The sequence below is a fragment of the Natrialba asiatica DSM 12278 genome (assembly GCF_000337555.1).
Classification (GTDB): domain Archaea; phylum Halobacteriota; class Halobacteria; order Halobacteriales; family Natrialbaceae; genus Natrialba; species Natrialba asiatica.
This window is the reverse complement of record NZ_AOIO01000040.1, coordinates 34,251-52,368: the sequence shown is the minus strand read 5'-3', so window position 1 is coordinate 52,368 and position 18,118 is coordinate 34,251. Positions and strand designations below refer to the sequence as shown.

Sequence of the window (18,118 nt, the reverse complement as noted above, 5' to 3'; positions counted from 1 at the left end):
CCCGAGAGACGAACGAACTCCAGCGCCCGTGACCGCACGACACCCATAAACACAAATACGGTCACGACTCCACAGTACGTACGAGATGCGGACAAGATCATGCGCGTGACTGAACGACAGACTCCGGAGGGACTGCTCGTCGCTGTGTGCGACAGTGACATCCTCGGTGAAACGTTCGAGGCCGAGGAACTCTCGCTGACTGTCACCGACGAGTTCTACGGCGGCGACGAGGTCGACGAAGAGACGGTCATCGAGAGTCTCGCGCGGGCGGACGTGGCCAACATCGTCGGCACCCGCGCCGTTTCCCTCGCTATCGAGGAAGGCTTCATCGACGAGGCGAACGTCCTCGACGTCGGGGAGACGCGCCACGCGCAGTTGCTGCGGCTGTATTGAGCGTACTGCGTGTACTGCGTATACCGCGGGAGTGCCATCGTAAGCACGATATAGTACCGGCAATTACCGGCGGGAAAACGTTTTTGTGATTTCATACAATGGGTGAAATATGGAACTCACGAAGCTTCCGATCCTCGATCAGGTACACAACCCCGAATACACCGGTGAGAATCGCTGCATCCCCTGCACCGTAGTCAATCTCGTTATCGCAGGTGCCCTGACCGTTGCGGTCGCGATCGCATCACCCATCGCTGCGGTCGCCGTGTTCGTTCTTTCCGTTGTTGCCATCGGCCTCCGCGGGTACCTCGTTCCGGGAACGCCGACGCTAACGAAACAGTACTTCCCCGACTGGCTCCTCGCGAAGTTCGACAAGGCACCCGAACCGGGCGGTTCGACGCTCGAAACCGATGCCGCCGAAACGGGGGCCGACGCCCGCTCTCACGCGGCCGGCGAACCGATCGAACCCGAACAGTGGTTCCTCGAACACGAACTCGTCGTTCCGTGCACGCGAGCGGCGGACGATAGCGAGCAAGAGCAGGAAGACCTCTGTCTCGCGGACGACCTCGAGACGACCTGGCAGGAGGCGATCGACGAGATTCAGAACGGCGAGCGAGCGAGTCAGGTTGCGGCGTTTCTCGAAACAGAGCCGGCGTCGGTATCGATCGACCAACCCGACGACGCAACGTCGCCGGTTCGCGCTCGCGTGGAAGACAGGGTCGCCGCCCAGTGGGAGTCAGACGCCGCGCTCGTCGCCGATCTCGCGAGTTCACGGGCGCTTGCCACGCAGGTTCCGGAGTGGGATCAGCTGTCACTCGAGCAACGGAGTCAGTTGGCGAACGGGCTTCGGGCGTTCGTCGAGCAGTGTCCCGGCTGTAACGGGACGATTTCGCTGGACGAAGAGACGGTCGAGTCCTGCTGTCGGTCGTATCAGGTCTATGCGATCACCTGTAACGAGTGTGATGCGCGGATTCTCGAGGTGAGACAGTAGCGGTGAGTCTGCGCTGCGGCGAACTGGGCGATAACAGGCCACATGCATTATCCCGGTCCACTCAGTAGTCACTGGCAGTGACTTCGTGGACACAGCTCAGCGGTGATTATCGCCACACCGGCGTTCGACGCGACGCAACCGGCCCGCGCCAGATAGACGCAGCCTGGACGGCCGATCTCGTCGGCCGCGTCGGCTCACCGGTTCTCGACCGCGACGCCGTCTTCGTCGGTACGCGCCGTGGCAACTGCTACGCGTTCGACCGCGAAACGGGGCATCGTCGCTGGGTCTTCGAGACGACCGCGGCGACCGAGACGGCGCCAATCGTTACTCGCGATCGCCTCTATTTTGGCACCGACGACGGCACGATCTATGCCCTCGACCCGGCGACGGGTGATCAGTACTGGGCGACGGCGGTACCCGCCCCACTCACGGCTACGCTCGTCTATTCGGACGCGACCGGCGACCTGTACGCCGGCCACGAGAACGGCCTCACCGCTCTCGACGGTACTTCGGGAGGGGAGCGCTGGACTACCGAGACCGAAACAGCCGCGACGGGATCGCCCGCAATCGGCGACGACAGGGAGCTGGAACGCGACCAGCAAATACGAGATCTCGGACTGGAACGACTCGACCGAAACCACGCGGACACCAGCTCGTTGCACTCGGAACGGGAACGACGAACCTGGGACGGGCCCCGTCTTTACGCTGCTACAGCGGGTGGGACGGTCGAGTGTCTCGGGACAGAAACGGGGACCGTAATCTGGTCTGCACCCACGAACGGCGACGTTCCCGCCGGTCCAACGATCGCCGGCGGACGCGTCTACGTCGCCGACGACGGCGGCACCCTCCTCGCGTTGAACGCCGACACCGGCCAAACCTGGTTCAGCTATTCCATCGCCGACGAGTTCACCTCCGGCGTCGCAGTCCTCGCCGAGGAGGGGATGACAATCGTCGGCGCTGCCGACGGCTACGCCCACGTTACCGACACGACGGTCGGCCGGCGAAAGCGCCGCGGCTGGCTGTTCTCGAAAAAGGGCGTCGCATTGGACGGCACCGTCAGCGCGAGTCCCGTCATCGCCGGAACCGTCCTCTGCGTCGGCGATACGACCGGGTCGCTCTACGGTATCGACCTCGCCGACGACTGGAGCCACCGCTGGCACGCTGCACTCGAGGGCGCGATCACAAACGCGCCCGCACTCGCCGACCAGCGCCTCTACGTCGGCAGTGACGACCGCCTTACCTGTTTCGAGTGGCCATCCGACGACGCGTCGACGAGTTGATCGTCTCGTTCTCGCCGCCTTCACTCTTCAACCTCTGGTCACATCGTTGCCTCCCCCGCCGCTTGCTCACACTTTCACTTTCACTTCCCTGTTAACGAGGGTTTATGGGGTCGCCGGGACAACGACGGAGTATGGCAGACGCAGACCTCGAGGAACTCCCCGGCGTTGGACCGGCAACCGCAGACAAACTCCACGACGCGGGCTTTGACTCCTTCCAGAGCCTCGCCGTCGCCGCCCCCGCTGAACTATCGAATACCGCCGATGTCGGCGACTCCACCGCAGCCGATATCGTCAACGCCGCTCGCGATGCCGCCGACGTTGGCGGCTTCGAAACCGGCTCGACGGTGCTCGAACGACGGAACAAAATCGGCAAACTGAGCTGGCAGATCGACGAGGTCGACGAACTCCTCGGCGGCGGCATCGAAACCCAGTCGATCACCGAAGTCTACGGCGAGTTCGGTGCGGGCAAATCCCAGGTCACCCACCAGATGGTCGTCAACGTCCAGCTTCCCAAGGAGGTCGGCGGTCTCCACGGCGCTGCGATGTTCGTCGACTCGGAGGACACGTTCCGCCCCGAGCGCATCGACGACATGGTCCGCGGTCTCTCGGACGACGTTATCAACGCGACGCTCGAAGACCGCGACATCGAAGGCTCGGCCGCCGACGAGGCCGCCGTCGACGAACTCGTCGAGGACATCCTCGATAAGATTCACGTCGCGAAAGCGTTCAACTCCAACCACCAGATGCTGCTGGCCGAGAAGGCGAAGGAACTGGCCAGCGAGCACGAAGAGGCCGAGTATCCGATTCGCCTCCTCTGTGTCGACTCGCTGACCGCCCACTTCCGCGCCGAGTACGTCGGCCGCGGTGAACTCGCAGAGCGCCAGCAGAAACTCAACAAGCACCTCCACGACCTGGACAAGGTCGGCAACCTCTACAACACGGCCGTCATCGTGACGAATCAGGTTGCCTCGAACCCGGACTCGTTCTTCGGCGACCCGACCCAGCCGATCGGTGGCAACATCCTCGGCCACAAGTCGACCTTCCGAATGTACCTCCGCAAGTCCAAAGGTGACAAGCGGATCGTCCGCCTGGTCGACGCACCGAACCTGGCCGACGGCGAGGCGGTCATGCGCGTCCAGGACGGCGGGCTGAAAGAAGAGTAGCTACTGTACCGCCGTCTCGTTGCCATCTCTTTCCGTTCACTACAGTCGCGTCGCGCTTCGTGCTTCGGTATCCGCCAGCGACGCACCAGTGTCCGAAATTACCGATTGAGCGCACTCGCTACACAGCACTTCCGACTCGTGACCACGCGACAGGGAGTGGCGAACTGAACTCGAGTTCTCCAGTTCCCGATTCGAATCGAGACCGAAACGGCGGTAGAACAAGTGTGTCGCGGTAAGCTCTCGGTCTTCAATCCTCGGTCGTCGTCTTCTCCACGTCGAGTTCACCCTGGTAGATTTCCGCGCCGTCCTGGGCGACTTTCTCCGCGAGGACGGCACATTTGACGCGCATCGGCGAGATATCGACGCCGAGCATGTCGATGACGTCGTCGCGGTCCATTTCGAGGAGTTCGTCGACGGTTTTGCCGTGAAGTTTGCCCGAGAGCATGCTCGCGGAGGCCTGGCTGATGGCACAGCCGTCGCCGGAGAAGGCGACTCGCTCGATGGTTTCCTCGTCGTCATCGAGTTTGACATCCATACGAATCTCGTCGCCGCACATCGGGTTCTCACCGATGTGGGTAAACGTTGGATCCTCGAGTTCCCCGTAGTTGCGGGGGTTCTTGTAGTGGTCGAGGATCTGCTGTCGGTACATATCCGAACCCAGTCCCATCGGTGTATACGGATATGCCAGTGCCCTGTAAAAGGGTTCCGGGGCGGCGCTCGCCGGGACGAAACCGGCGGCCGCGCGCTGGAAAATGGGTGGCGGTCGGCCGCCGATACCGCGTCGTTACGTCGATCCCTGATCGGTCGGCGGGTTGCGATAACAGGCATCGACGATTGCGACGATGCCGACGAGCGCGGCGCCGGCGAGCGGCTTCGTCACCGGCACGTTCGCGACGGTCGCGACGACCAGTGCAACCGCGAATGCGATCGGAATGATCCCGAGGATGAAATCGTACCGATCGGCCGCGGCGAGACCGTCGACCAGGGCATCGAACGGATCGCGTTGCGGACTGCCGATACGTTTCTCGTACATTGGTTCTCACCTCGGCGGGAGAATCTACTGGCGTGAGACGCAAAAACGCTGTGCCAGTTCCAGTGGGATGGCTGATAGGATCTGCGAACGACCCGACCGATCACGCTACCGCTGGCCGGCGACTTCTGCATCGAACTGCGCGATGAACTCGCGGACGAACGCCGCGCGCTCGGCCGCGAGTTCGCGTCCGGCGTCGGTGTACATGCGCGCCGGCAGATCGAGGATCTTCTTGTGGAGGTGGTTGTACTGCGTCGTGCCGGCCGTCGTCTCGTCGTCGGCTACCGGTACCGCCGGATCGTACATCGACGCGTCGATTGCGGTACCGTGGGCGAAGACGCGGCCGATGCCGACCGCCCCGAGCGCATCGAGGTTATCCGCGTCGGAGACGAGTTCGGCTTCGACCGTCTCGGGGCCGATGTCGTTCGAGTACCGATGGGCGCGGATGCAGTGTTTGACCCGCGACACCGTCTCGTCGGTCGCGCTGAACTCGCGGAGGATCTCGCCCGCTTCCCGTGCGCCCCAGGTCGCGTGGTCGTCGATCTCGCCGCGGTCCTCCCGCTCGCGGCCGATATCGTGGAGGAGAACGGCGAGGGAGACGACGCGTTCGTCGACCGTCTCCGGCTTGGGGTGGCGTTCGATGAGCGTCGCCGCGAGTTCCTCGACGCGCTGGACGTGGTGCCAGTCGTGAGCCGGTGGCGCGTCCTCGAAGTACGGTTTGGCGTGATTACGGACGGTTTCGAGTTCGAGCATATCGGTCGCGTTTTCGGGGGACTCCGATAAGCGCTCCGTTGCTGGATGCTGATCGGCCGTGGTCGGGTCGATGGCAGAGCCGACCCGCGCAATCGCCAGCGTAGTGCACTCGTTGAGAACAGCCTATCCGATAGCCGGTGACTCTCATCAACAGAATAGAACCGGGCGGTTCGGTGGGAGCGGCGATCGTCAGGCGAACAACTGCCGGGCGTCGTCCAGCGCGTCGACCAGTTTGTCGATCTCCTCGCGGGTATTGTAGACGTAGAACGAGGCGCGAGTCGAGGCCGGAACGCCGAGTTTGTCGTGCAGCGGCTGGGTACAGTGGTCGCCGGCGCGGACGGCGATCGTGTGATCGTTCATGATCGAGGTCAGGTCGTGGGCGTGAACGCCGTCGAGGTTGAAACTGACGAGGCCGCCCCGGTCGCTTCCGTCGGGGCCGTAGAGTTCGACGTCATCCTCGGCCGCGAGCCGGTCGTAGGCGTACGCCGCGAGTTCTTCCTCGTGGGCCTGGATCCGTTCCAGTCCGATGTCTTCGAGCCAGTCGACGGCGGCGTGGAGGCCGACGGCTTCGGCGATCTGTGGCGTGCCGGGTTCGAACTTCCAGGGGAGGTCGCCCCAGGTGGAGTCCTCGAAGGTAACTTTGCGGATCATGCCGCCGCCGTAGAGGAACGGGTCGAGTTCTTCGAACAGGTCCCGTTTCCCGTAGAGGACGCCGATGCCGGTGGGGCCGGCCATCTTGTGGCCCGAGAAGGCGTAGAAGTCCGCGTCGATCGCTTTCACGTCGACGGGTCGGTTCGGGACGGCCTGTGCGCCGTCGATAAAGGAGAGGGCGTCGTGGTCGTGGGCGAGATCGGTGAGTTGGCCGACGGGGTTGACCGTGCCGAGCGTGTTCGAGACGTGGGCCGCCGAGACGATGGCGGTGTCGTCGGCGATCAGGTCCGCGGCGTGGTCCATGTCGAGGCGGCCGTCCTCGTCGATCCGAATGTACCGGACCGTCGCGCCGGTCCGCTCGGCGATCTGCTGCCAGGTGACCAGCGAGGCGTGGTGTTCCATCTCGGTGAGGACGACCTCGTCTTCGGGACCGAGTTCGTTCAGGCCCCAGGCGTAGGCGAGCAGGTTCTCCCCTTCCGTGGTGTTCTTGGTGAAGACGACTTCCTCGCGGCCGTCCGCGTTGATGAACTCGGCGACGCGGTCGTGGGCCGTCTCGTAGGCGTTCGACGCTTCCTGGCTCAGGTGGTGGATGCCGCGATGGACGTTCGCGTTGGACTCGCGGTAGTAGTCGCTCATCGCGTCGACGACCGGGTCCGGCGTCTGGGTCGTCGCCGCGTTGTCGAGGTAGACGACCTGCTGGCCGTCGAACTCGCGCTGGAGGATCGGAAACTCCTCGCGGATAGCCGCGACGTCGAGCGCCTCGAGATGTTGGTGACTCATTGCTCTCTAGGAAGTCCTCGATGCAAAACACTCCTTCGGTCCGCGATTGGGAACCGGTCACAAGAGACGGCGCGATGAGCCGCTACTGACTATCGAGTCAGGGCGTCGAAGGGGGATGGAAAGGAAGTGGTATGCGGCAGGCGACGAACTGTGTATGGCGCAGTTCGGATGTGAAGTGGTGTGGTGGGGATGATGTGGCAAGCCTGCCGTATCATTTCCTATGGGCTTGTGCGGCAAGTGCGTGATGCCAAATATATTTGGTGCGGCCGCGTTCCACCCGGTCGCCTCTCTTTCAACAGCGAGACACAGCCAGCGGTTCGCCTGTTCGATCGTAGCGGGGGCCGTTTCGCCCCGCGAGAACAGGTCGTGGACCGCGAACCATGATATCCCAACGCGGTACGGGAAACCCCGGCGTGAACACCGGGGAGGATGTCATTCCCAGGGGTGGGTTCCCTGCTGGCTCGGCCAGAGCGGATACCAGTATTCCTTCTCGCCTTCGATCTCTAATTCGCCGTCGAGCGTCGACTCGAGTTTGAACTCGGTACTCGAATCACGCTCTCGGCCGGCGCGTGGAGCGAACGGATAGTACGCGCCGCGGCGGAACGAGTAGATCCAGTACGCCGGCCCGTCGCCGTTTTCGTACGCGAACACGGCTGCGAGCAGGCGCGACCCGTAATCACGCTCGATGAACGTGTCCGCCGCAAAGTGCATACTCGTGATCAGATCCTCCGGATCGGTGTCCCTGAGCACGACCCAGTGATAGCCGTGATCGTCATCCGTGACGGTGAACTCGGTTCCGGTGTCCTCCCGGCCGGCCTCGAGAATGGACTCGACCTCCGAAACGGTGTCGCGAAAGCTTCGCGAGTCGACGCCGGAGAAACAGAGCGCGCCGACATCGAGCGACCGGTAGCCCAACTCCGCCTCCATCGTCAGGTAGGCAGTGCTCATCCCGAAGAGGTCTTCGGGGTCGGCGTCGCGTCTGGCGTCGGTCTCGGCGCGCAATCCGAGGGCGGCACGGAGTCCGTCCAGCAGTCCCATATCGAGGAGAACGGTGCCATCCTCTTAGAACTCACCTATTGTGCGCCGCCGGTCGATGCTCGCGCCGCCCGGTTGTCAGTTATGGCCGCGGAGAGTCGCGAATACTATCACGAACCTCGATGGTCAGCCGCGTTCGAAAGTCAGCAATTCGAACGAACACACCCGTTATAGGCCTCGAGCCCCTACACTCGTTGAATAGCAAACCGACCATCAGCACCACTCTCGACGCACCCATGAAAACAACAGCGTCACCGAAAGCGACACTTCCAGCACCGTCCACCGACACGCTCGAGCGGCGCTCGCGCCGCGCACGAACCGAGCCGATGTCCGTCCTCCCGCTCGGGGACGGCCTCTACGAGGTCGAATCAGCCAGCGATCATACCTACCTCGTCGATCTCACCGGCGGTCGATGCACCTGCCCCGATCACATCTTCCGCGGCGTCCGCTGTAAGCACATCCGCCGCGTTGCAATCGAGATTACGGACGGGCGCACCCCGCCGCCGGGTGAACTCGCCGTCCAGTGTCACGACTGCGAAACCGCGGTTTTCGTCGACGAAGACGATGTCGATAGCGGTCCGGTCTACTGCGATGACCACGCGATCTGGCCGGGCGACACGGTCGTCGACCGCGAAACGGGCGACCGGCTCACCGTCGTCGACGTTTCCGACCGACGCGCCGATGCCGTTCGGATCGAGAGGACCGGCCGCACCGTCGCCGAGTACGGGACGAACGAGACGTACGACCCGGACGTCCCCGTCGTCGGCGCGATCTATCCACACGCGAGTGTGAAGGCGAACGGCGTCGTCCCCTCCTCGCTACAGGTGTACGTCTTCCCGCGAACACGCCTCGAGAAGCGATCCCAGTAGCGAGCGGCCCCCCTCAAGCGAAAACGCGGCGAAACGCACACCCCGTTTTGTGACACTCATTTTATTGAGTCACGGTAACAATTGCGAGTATGGACGAAGGGATCGACTACGCCGAGTTCAGCGACGGGCGGGACGTCAACTACTGGACCCTCGACCGAACGCTCAGACGCGAAGTTCGGCGGGTCTACACCGACGACGAGTTCACCTGGGCCGAGTCCCGTCTCGCCGACTTCGGCGGGACCGTCGGGCACACCATCGCGGCCAACGCAGACGACATCGACGACCACGGACCTGAACTCGAGCCCTACGACAGGGACGGCGAGGTACAGAACTTGGTCCGCTATCCGGAACGCCAGTACGAGAACGAGCGGCTGGCCTACGGGCGGGGAATCGTCGCGGACGCGTTCGAAGCGCCGCCGGGGCGCGACGAGCCGATGGGACTGGCGCACAACCTCGCCATGCAGTGTCTGCTCTCGTATGCCGATCCGGGATTCGACTGCCCGGTCGCGATGACCGCCGGCGCCGCGCTCGTCCTCGAGAAGTTCGGCGGCGACGAGCACGCGCTGTTCTACGAGGCACTGACGAGCCGCGAGTACGGCGGTCTGATCGAGGGGGCGATGTTCCTCACCGAGAAACAGGGCGGCAGCGACGTCGGCGCGAACGAAACCCGCGCCGAGTGGGACGACGGAGCGGGTTGCTGGCGGCTCTTCGGCGAGAAGTGGTTCTGCTCGAACATCGACGCCGAAGGGACGCTCGCGCTCGCCCGAACCGCGGACGCACCCGACGGGACTGCGGGCCTCTCGATGTTTCTCGTTCCCCACGCCGACCCCGATCGTTCGGGTCAGGACGGCCCCTTGACCAAGGGACAGCGACTCGAGGATGGTCCGCTCTCTCCCGAGTCGGTCAACGATCAACTCTACCGGCGGCTGAAGGACAAACTCGGCACCATCTCGGTGCCGACCGGCGAGGTCGAGTTCACCGGCGCGAAGGCGTTCCTCGTGGGCGAGGCGGAGAACGGCTTCCGACAGATGGCCGAGATGCTCAACCTCGAGCGCCTGTCGAACGCAGCGGCATCCTGCGGGATCATCGGTCGGGTGCTGCTCGAGAGCAAGATCTACGCCGCGAACCGCGAGGCCTTCGGCGAGACGATCGATCGGTACCCGCTGATGCGGGCTGATCTCGTCGACATGGCCGTCACCCACGAGGCCGCGACGACCTACGTCTTCGAGGCGGCACGGCTGCTTTCCGAACGCGAACGAGCCGAGCGCGCGGGTGAGACGGCCGACGACGCCTATCGGCTCATGCGGCTGTTGATCCCCATCGCCAAGGCCCGCACCGCGCGGATGGCCGTCGAGACGGCCTCCTACGGGATGGAGATCCACGGCGGCAACGGCTACGTGAACGATTTCGTCACCAACCGTCTGCTCCGGGACGCGCAGGTCCTGCCGATCTGGGAGGGCACCGAGAACGTCCTCTCGCTCGACGTGCTCCGGGCGCTCGAGCGCGAGGAGGCTCACGAACCGCTCCGGGACGCGATCGAGAAGCGACTCGATGGCGTCTCGCACCCGGCGCTTGCGGACACCGCGGAGACGGTCGAAGCCGAATTCCGCGACCTCGAGACCGCGCTGGTGACGCTGGCGGGCGAGGACGCCGAGTACGCGCAACTGTCGGCCAAACGACTGGCGCACTACGTGTTCGACGTCTTCACGGCGGCACTGTTGCTCGAGAACGCCCAGCGAGAACTCGAGGCGGGCAACGGCCGACCGGCGCTCGTCGCACAGCGATTCGTCTCGACCGAACTCGAAGCCCGTGAAGCGCGCGGCATCACGAGCGGCGACCGGTTCGCGCTCGAAGCGTACGATCCGATCGTTCGCTACGAACCGATCGATCCCGACCGGGTGCGCGAGATCACGGCAGAATAGAACCGTCGCCTACTCGAGCGCGTCGGCCGCCTCCTCGACTCCCATCACGCCCTGCTCGACCGCGTTGAGTACCCGGAGCACGTCCTCGTCCGGTCCGTCGTCTTCCGCCGCGCCGACCTCGTCGAGGGTCACCTTCTCGGACGCGCCGACGAACTCGGCGAAGTCGGTGCCCTCGGCCAGCGCCGTCTCCTTTTTGACCCGATAGTTTCCCCCGTCGGTGACGTGGAGGTCCGCCGGGTGGAAGAAGTACCAGTCTTCGCGGTCGAATCGAACTCCGATGCGGGGCTTCGCACCGAAATTCTGCGCGAAGTAGATCAGCGCCTCGACCTCTTCCCCGGTGAGATAGATCGGGTCACCCGAACTCGACTTGGCCTCGATCGCGTAGAACTGTTCGCTATCGCCGGCGAGTACGTCGGGAAGTTCGCGTTCCGTCGCCGAGCCGCTCGCGGGCGCACGCATCACCGCGAAGCCAGCCTCGTCGAGTTCGTTGACGAGTTCGCGTTCGCGGCGGTCGCCCTTCGCCTGAGACATACGGAAGGGTCACCGGCGGGAGCTAATAAACGGGGCGGGACCGCGGTCGGCGACGGCCTACAGTGGCAGGATTGCCAGTCCGGTTTCGAGCGACACAGTTGTCGCGGTCTCGAGTTCGTCGGGGGCGTACCGAAGCACGAGATAGAGGATGCCGAACTGGATCGCATTGAACGTGGCGTGGGCTGCGATCGGGACCAAGAGGTTGTCGGTCTTCGCGTAGAGGGTGCCGAAGATGAGCGCGCCGCCGAAGACGACGGCGAGCGAGACGGCGATAGCGCCGGGCGGGGCGAAGGTGCCGTCCATCGCGATGGCGTACGAAGGGATGTGAAGCACCGCGAAGATGAGACTCGTCGCCACGACCGCGCCCATCCGGCTGAACGCGGCGTACAGGCGCTTTTGAATTACGTTCCGGAACAGGAACTCTTCGGCGGGGGCGTTAAAGAGAAAGACGATGACGATCATGAGCAGGACCATGGTCGGATCGTCCCCGACCAGCGTGACGACTTGGTTCTCGGAAGACGGCAGTTCGAGGACCGTCGCGACCACGTTAACGGCCATGACGAACGCGATACTGGCGACGATGCCGAGGCCGATGTAGCCCCAGCCGCGCCGCGTCGGCACCTCGAGATCCAGCCATCCCCAGCCGCGATCCGTCCACCAGAGGTAGGCCCCGCCGACGAGGACGAAGCCGGCGAAGTTCAGGGTGAGAAAGACGAACGTCGCGAGATTTGATGCACCACCCGGGTTGGTGAGCAACGTCGAGTCGAGAAGCGCGGCCGGAAGCGACGTGAACTGCGAGGCGACCAGTCCGAGCACTGCCAGCCCGATGCCGACGAGCGTCGACCGGACCGGCCCATCCGTCCGCTGTCGTGTGGACGTTTCCATACCAGGACGTTTGCGGGCTGCCCCCTTGGGCGTTCCTCTCTCGTCTGTCACACGGTCGCGCCCGCCGTCTTCACACTCCCGCGCCCAGCGCCCCAGGGACCGGCACAGGACCGCTCGCATAAAACGCGCTACAGACACCGAGGACACCGCCCAGAAGCACACCGCGAGTCACCCACGGCTCCCACCGCTCGCGCCAGTTATTCACCCGAACGGTCCGGACGTGTTTCTCCTGTTTGATTCCCGCCTCGGACCGATACGTGAGCACGACCGGCAGCCGATATCTGCCGGGCGTCGCGTGCGCTCGCGTATTGAACTCGAGGATGTAGGCGGGGTCGTCCCGACCGTTGCCGTCGAGCGGCTTTTGTCGAAGTTGTCGGTTGTCGGTTGCCGCTCCGTACTGAAACAGCGTCGAGTGGGAGGCCGCCGTTTCGGGTGCAGTCGTGTCTTCGGCTCCGACCGAACTCGACGCTGAACTCGATCCCGCCTCAGTTGGGTCTGCGGTCCGGCCCGAATCGACGCGGTTCCGACGTACCGTTCCCGGATCGGTCAGATCGAGCACGTCGTCGTGGTCGTGAAAGACGCTGATCGTCTCTTCGGCGACGGAGCCACAGCCCGAGACGAAGATACCGAGTTCAATTCGCTCGCCGGGGTCGATTCGGGAGCGTTTGAGGAAAACGTCGAGGTCGATGTCGTCGAGTGAGCCACTGCCTTCGACGTAGATACTGACCTCGAGCTGGCCGTCCGAGTCGATGTGTGAGCGTTTGAGTAGCGGGCCGATCGAGTAGGAACGGGCGTCTGTTGGGTCCCCGTTCGCTTTAGAGCTCCCCGTCCCTGTTTCCGTTTCTGCCCGTCCCCCTTCCCCTGCCACTGTCCCCGTCCCCACTGCCGTCTCTGTTCCCGTCTCGTCCCCTCTCCCATCCGTGCGACTGCCGTCGCGCTTTCGCGTGGTCCCTGCAGCGGTTGTGCCGGTAGAATCGGTTGCTCTTTCATCGGGCGCTGACGGGGTCTCGGGCATCGATAGGTGATCCTCACACCCGACCAAGTTCAGGGTGACGGCCGTCACGCTCGACTGACTCTGCAACGAGAGCAACAGAGGTGGGACGAACGCCGCCACATCGGACATCGAAACAGCAGCAAACGAACAGCAGCAAACGGGTACACTCGGATACCAGAACACTCGATCCGCAGGCCCGCTTGTTCCGAACGAACGCGGTGTTCGGCAGTTATGTCCCCTGGTCCCAGCTGTCCATGTACTCGCGTTGGGTCTCCGTCAGCGAGTCGAACTCGACGCCTTCGGCTTCGAGTTTGATTTCGGCGATTTCCGTATCGAGTTCGTCGGGCACGTCGTGGACGCCGGGGTCGTACTGATCGCCGTTGTCGACGAGTTCACGGACGCAGGCGGCCTGGACGCCGAAGGACTGGTCCATGACTTCGACGGGGTGGCCGAGCGAGACGGGGGCGGCGAGGTTGACGAGGCGGCCCTGGGCGATGACGTTCAGTCGGCGGCCGTCCGCCATCTCGTAGGCGTCGACGCCGTCGCGGGCTTCGTAGTGGTCGACGGAGCGCTCGGCGAGCGCCTCGAGGTCGATCTCGATGTCGAAGTGGCCGGCGTTGGCCAGCAGGACGCCGTCTTGCATCTTCTCGAAGTGCTCGTCGACGATGACGTCGCGGTTGCCGGTCGTCGTGAGGAAGACGTCGCCGACCTCGGCGGCTTCGGCCATCGGCATGACCTCGTATCCCTCCATGTGTGCCTCGAGGGCGCGCCGTGGCTCGACTTCGGTGACGATGACGTTCGCGTTCTGGCCGGCGGCTTTCTTCGCGACGCCCTTGCCGCAGTAGCCGTAGCCGGCGACGACGACGTTCTTGCCGGCCCACGAGAGGTTCGTGGTCATGGCGATGCTCGCGAGGGAGGACTCGCCGGTGCCGTGGACGTTGTCGAACAGGCGCTTCATCGGCGTGTCGTTGACCGCGAACACCGGGTACTCGAGCGCGCCGTCGTCGTCCATCGAGCGAAGGCGGTGGACGCCCGTAGTCGTCTCCTCGGCCCCGCCGATGATGGTCTCGATCAGTTCGGGGTAGTCCTCGTGGATGGCGGCGACGAGGTCCATGCCGTCGTCAACGGTGATGGTTGGCTCGTGGCCGATGACGGCCTCGATGGCGGCGTAGTACCCCTCGTCGTCGACGCCGCGTTTCGCGTAGCTCGTGATGTTCTCGTGGCTATCCAGGGCCGCGCTCACGTCGTCGTGCGTCGAGAGCGGGTTGCAGCCCGTGATAGCTACCTCCGCACCGCCCTCGGCGAGCGTCTCGACCAGCATCGCCGTCTTCGCCTCGACGTGCATCGCCATCCCGATCCGTTCGCCCTCGAACGGCCGGTCCGCGGTGAACTCGTCGCGAACGTGCTCGAGAATGGGCATGTGTTGGGCGGCCCAGTCCATCTTCCGACGCCCCTCCTCGCGAGCGTCGGCGACGTCGTCCAACTGTTCGCTGATCCGCTGATAGTCGCTCATACATCGAGTAAGTGCGACGGGGGCCAAAACGCTACCGAAGGCAACCAACCAAAACGAGCGCTGCCGGCGAATACGGATCGAGTTCAGGCCGGCGGACGTCGGCGGTGTGCCAGCGGCGTGGACGGCCGATGGCGATGACCGCCGCGGTCGAGACCGGCATCGGCGACGGGACGAGCGATGTGGTGGGTGGTGCCTCTGAACGGAGAGCCGTCGTCCGATGGCGGATACGGTACTGCATACGGCCGGCGTCGTTAGCGGTTGGCGCCGTTCGCTCCGGCGTGTGACGGCGGTCCGCCGCCGTTGAACTCGTCTTCGGTATCATCGTCGCTGTTTTGCTCCTCGTCGACCGTCTCTGCATCTTCCCCGTCGAGTTCGGCCGTCGAGTTCTCGCTATCGTCATCGCCGTCGGCAGAATTATCGCCGCCCGGTCCGGCGTGAGCCGGCGGGCCCTGTCGGTCGGTTGCGTTCTCGCCGTCATTGCCCGGACCGGCGTGTGCGGGCGGTCCGGCGTGGTCGGGTGCGTTACCCGGATTGTTCTCGACGACGAAGTTGGCCACCGCGAGGCCGAACGGCCCGTCGGTTTCGTTCTTGTTGTCCGCGACGAACTGCGAGACGAGCGCGCCGAAGGGCGTCTCGTTCTCGGCGGCGGCTCCGTCGATCGTCTCGGTCGTTTCGACCGTCGCATTGTCGACCGTCGCGCCGAACGCGAGTTCGACCGACTCGTTTCCGTCCGGAGGCGAAAGGGTGAACTCGCCGTCGACGCCGGTGTAGGTGCCGGCGTCCGCGTACGTTTCGTTGTCGTCGACCGCGGTGACGGTCAGGTTCATCTCGTCGACGACGGCGTCGTTTTCGGTGACGGTGACGGTCACCGTCTCGTCCTGTGCAACGTCGATTTCGAGCGCTGACTCGCTGGTCGATTCGTCCGCGGCGACCGCGCCGGGGAAGGCGGCCACGGAGAGGACGACCAGTGCAGCGATTGCGATTGCAACGCGGTTGTGGCGACTCATTGCAAGCCGTGACAGTTCGAGAATCACGAATAAATCCCGCCGGCGGTTCGGGGTCGTTCGGTCGGTTTTCGGCTCATCGAGACCGTCCAAAAGACGAGTATACCGTTTATGGGCTCCTCTGAGCGTTCGGATTCCGTTCACGCCGAGACGGTCGGCCGCCTCACTCCGCGGCGCGATCAACCAGTGCCACAGCGTGTTCGCGCGCCCGATCGCACACTGCACGCTCGTCGAGCGTCTGCACCTCGCGGTCGCGCATGAGCACCTGTCCGTCACAGATTGTGTGTTTCACGTCGGCCGCGGCGGCCGCGTACGCGAGGTGGCTCACGAGGTCGTGGGGCGGCGTCAGATGCGGCGTCTCGAGGTCGATCACCGCCAGATCGGCGGCCGAACCCGGTTCCAGTCGGCCGGTATCGAGACCGATCGCGTCGGCGGTGCCGTGCGTGAGGAACTCGGCGACGGCTCCGGCGGGAACCGCGCTCGCGTCGCCGGTCTCGAGTTTGCCGACCATGGCCGCATCGCGCGCCTCGTCGAGCAAGGAGAGGTCGTTGTTCGAGGCCGCACCGTCGGTGCCGAGGCCGACCGTGACGCCCGCGTCGAGCAGCCGTTGAACCGGAGCCATGCCGCTTGCCAGTTTCATGTTCGAGCCCGGACAGTGGATGACGCCGGTCCCCGCCTCGGCGAGCAGTTCGATCTCGCTCTCGTCGACGTGGACGCCGTGTGCGACGAAGTCTTCGGGTTCGAGCATCCCTTTCTCGGCCGCGTACGCGAGCGGTCGCATCCCGCGCTCCTCGACGATCGGCGCGACCTCGTCCGTCGTCTCGTTTGCGTGGTAGTGGATCGGCACCCCGATCTCGCGAGCCTTCGGGACGAACTCGTCTAAGTACTCCTCGCCGACCGTCGTCAGCGAGTGGGGCATGAAGGCCGTCGAAATGCGTCCGTCCGCCGCGCCGTCGAGTTCACGAGCGACGTCGATGCTCGTCTGGGCGTCCTCTCGGGCGGCCGCCTCGTCGGCTGCGACGGTGACGACGCCGTGTCCGAGGCGGGCGCGAAGCCCCGCCGTGTCGACCGCAGCCGCGATTTCGGGGACTTCGAAGTACATGTCCGCGAACGCGGTGGTGCCGGATTTGATCATCTCGAGCAGGCCGAGTTCGGCACCGACGCGGATGTCCTCGGGCGTCAGTTCGTCCTCGGCGGGCCAGATGTCTTCCTGAAGCCAGGCGTCGAGCGGCTTGTCGTCGGCGTGGCCGCGGAGGAGGGTCATCGCGACGTGGGAGTGGCCGTTGACGAAGCCGGGCGTGACGAGCGCGTTCGAGGCGTCGAGGTTCGTATCGCCGGTACCGGCGAGGTCGTCGCCGAGTTCGAGGATCGTCCCCTCGTCTTGATCGACGAGGACGTCCGCGCGGGAAATCGTGCCGTCCGGGCGAAGGAGTTGTCCGCCGGTAATCGCGAGTGTCGCCATACGCATCGTTTCGCGGTCGGCCGTGTTAGCGTAACGGTTACGAGTGCGCCGCCGCGGTAGTGGCCAGTCGCGTTTGGTCCCGCCGCTTGTGCCCCTTCATTTCCACTGGAACTGGTGTTCCCGTTCGAGAGCACCGCCGGTCCACTCCCGCCGTATTTGAGTGCGAACTCGAGGCGGGTTCCTCTCGTGGCACTCACCGTCTCAGCAGTCTCCACGGTGGGCCCTGATCTGCTCGCCGGCTTCGCTCGCCCCTTGGAGGTCGCCTGTCTCGGCCCAAATCTCGACTCCACTCACTAGTGATCGGTACAGTGAACTCGCGAATCGGTCGGTGGGAGTGCTCTGTCACACCACTTTCTACTCCCATGGCAGCCACTGCCCCTCTCAGTTAGTACCCTGATTAATCCGCCATCCGCGTCCCTTCTTGGCCCACGCCACGTAAGCGACGGCGTACAGCGTGTTCGCCAGTATCCCACCGATGAAGGCGTGCGGGAGGAATGCGAGCCGTATCGGAACGACTACGAGTAGTAGGACCACCGCACAGCAGTACAGGAGGATGACGCCCATCCGGCCATCGGCTCCGATCTCTCGGAACCACTGACCGATGGACGCTGCGAGTCGCGTGTTGGCTCCTGGGCCGAGTACGAAGAGAACCGCGACCAATCCGACAGCGATTGCTCGCCACGATAACGGCTGGTGAAACGGCACGTTCACGAGGAGTAGCACGACTCCAACCCCGATCATGCTGATATCCGTCCGCGTCGGGGGCCGGTCCGGGAACCACATCGACGGCCCAACTCGACCGCTCATGTAATGCTGTTCCACCGAGTTGTCAATGTTTCTTCTGGTTTTCGATCGCACACGCCGA

The 18,118-nt window shown here is 64.4% G+C and carries 18 protein-coding genes; 6 read left to right on the top strand and 12 right to left on the bottom strand.

Going from position 1 to position 18,118, the window contains the following annotated elements:
• Positions 1–99 precede the first annotated feature (99 nt).
• The 4 genes from C481_RS17780 to radA all read left to right on the top strand — a co-directional run bounded on the left by C481_RS17780 (position 100) and on the right by radA (position 3,824).
• A complete protein-coding gene (locus C481_RS17780; protein WP_006110711.1) occupies positions 100–393 on the top strand; it encodes a DUF424 domain-containing protein in 294 nt (97 codons plus the stop codon).
• Positions 394–502: 109 nt separating this feature from the next.
• Positions 503–1,381 (top strand): hypothetical protein, encoded by an 879-nt coding sequence (locus tag C481_RS17775; RefSeq protein WP_006110710.1) that lies wholly within the window; start codon positions 503–505, stop codon positions 1,379–1,381.
• A 77-nt stretch (positions 1,382–1,458) separates the two neighbouring features.
• The gene (locus C481_RS17770) at positions 1,459–2,661 is read left to right on the top strand and encodes an outer membrane protein assembly factor BamB family protein (RefSeq protein WP_006110709.1); all 1,203 of its coding nucleotides are present in this window, start codon (positions 1,459–1,461) and stop codon (positions 2,659–2,661) included.
• A 131-nt stretch (positions 2,662–2,792) separates the two neighbouring features.
• Positions 2,793–3,824: a DNA repair and recombination protein RadA gene (gene radA, locus C481_RS17765; protein ID WP_006110708.1), complete on the top strand. Its 1,032-nt coding sequence runs from the start codon at positions 2,793–2,795 to the stop codon at positions 3,822–3,824.
• Positions 3,825–4,071: 247 nt separating this feature from the next.
• Here radA and sufU read toward each other — a convergent pair whose 3' ends face one another.
• The 5 genes from sufU to pspAB form a co-directional block, all read right to left on the bottom strand.
• On the bottom strand, positions 4,072–4,491 hold the full coding sequence (gene sufU, locus C481_RS17760) for a Fe-S cluster assembly sulfur transfer protein SufU (protein ID WP_006110707.1): 420 nt from the start codon (positions 4,489–4,491) through the stop codon (positions 4,072–4,074).
• A 117-nt stretch (positions 4,492–4,608) separates the two neighbouring features.
• Positions 4,609–4,857, bottom strand: a complete 249-nt coding sequence (locus C481_RS17755) for a hypothetical protein (protein WP_006110706.1) — start codon at positions 4,855–4,857, stop codon at positions 4,609–4,611.
• Positions 4,858–4,962: 105 nt separating this feature from the next.
• Positions 4,963–5,607, bottom strand: coding sequence for an HD domain-containing protein (locus C481_RS17750; protein WP_006110705.1), 645 nt, complete (start codon positions 5,605–5,607; stop codon positions 4,963–4,965).
• A gap of 189 nt (positions 5,608–5,796) precedes the next feature.
• The gene (locus tag C481_RS17745; RefSeq protein WP_006110704.1) at positions 5,797–7,038 is read right to left on the bottom strand and encodes an aminotransferase class V-fold PLP-dependent enzyme; all 1,242 of its coding nucleotides are present in this window, start codon (positions 7,036–7,038) and stop codon (positions 5,797–5,799) included.
• A gap of 432 nt (positions 7,039–7,470) precedes the next feature.
• Entirely contained in the window at positions 7,471–8,076 is a 606-nt protein-coding gene (gene pspAB / locus C481_RS17740) for a PspA-associated protein PspAB (protein ID WP_006110703.1), read from the bottom strand.
• Between the two features lie 233 nt (positions 8,077–8,309).
• On the opposite strand from pspAB, the gene C481_RS17735 reads away from it, so the two are divergent.
• Together C481_RS17735 and C481_RS17730 are read left to right on the top strand one after the other, a co-directional pair.
• Positions 8,310–8,942 carry an SWIM zinc finger family protein gene (locus C481_RS17735; RefSeq protein ID WP_006110702.1) on the top strand — a complete coding sequence of 211 codons (633 nt, stop codon included), beginning with the start codon at positions 8,310–8,312 and terminating at the stop codon, positions 8,940–8,942.
• Positions 8,943–9,031: 89 nt separating this feature from the next.
• Positions 9,032–10,864 (top strand): acyl-CoA dehydrogenase family protein, encoded by a 1,833-nt coding sequence (locus C481_RS17730; RefSeq protein WP_006110701.1) that lies wholly within the window; start codon positions 9,032–9,034, stop codon positions 10,862–10,864.
• A 9-nt stretch (positions 10,865–10,873) separates the two neighbouring features.
• Here C481_RS17730 and hjc read toward each other — a convergent pair whose 3' ends face one another.
• The 7 genes from hjc to C481_RS17695 all read right to left on the bottom strand — a co-directional run bounded on the left by hjc (position 10,874) and on the right by C481_RS17695 (position 18,060).
• Positions 10,874–11,395 (bottom strand): Holliday junction resolvase Hjc, encoded by a 522-nt coding sequence (hjc, locus tag C481_RS17725; RefSeq protein ID WP_006110700.1) that lies wholly within the window; start codon positions 11,393–11,395, stop codon positions 10,874–10,876.
• Positions 11,396–11,452: 57 nt separating this feature from the next.
• A complete protein-coding gene (locus tag C481_RS17720; protein ID WP_006110699.1) occupies positions 11,453–12,280 on the bottom strand; it encodes a CPBP family intramembrane glutamic endopeptidase in 828 nt (275 codons plus the stop codon).
• A 70-nt stretch (positions 12,281–12,350) separates the two neighbouring features.
• Positions 12,351–13,403, bottom strand: a complete 1,053-nt coding sequence (locus tag C481_RS17715; protein ID WP_241434709.1) for a hypothetical protein — start codon at positions 13,401–13,403, stop codon at positions 12,351–12,353.
• A 100-nt stretch (positions 13,404–13,503) separates the two neighbouring features.
• Entirely contained in the window at positions 13,504–14,787 is a 1,284-nt protein-coding gene (locus C481_RS17710) for an adenosylhomocysteinase (protein WP_006110697.1), read from the bottom strand.
• Positions 14,788–15,038: 251 nt separating this feature from the next.
• The gene (locus C481_RS17705; protein ID WP_049904770.1) at positions 15,039–15,794 is read right to left on the bottom strand and encodes a hypothetical protein; all 756 of its coding nucleotides are present in this window, start codon (positions 15,792–15,794) and stop codon (positions 15,039–15,041) included.
• 160 nt (positions 15,795–15,954) lie between these two features.
• Entirely contained in the window at positions 15,955–17,253 is a 1,299-nt protein-coding gene (locus C481_RS17700) for an amidohydrolase (protein WP_006110695.1), read from the bottom strand.
• A 381-nt stretch (positions 17,254–17,634) separates the two neighbouring features.
• Complete coding sequence (locus tag C481_RS17695; protein WP_241434708.1) at positions 17,635–18,060, bottom strand: hypothetical protein; 426 nt, start codon at positions 18,058–18,060, stop codon at positions 17,635–17,637.
• Positions 18,061–18,118: the final 58 nt, after the last annotated feature.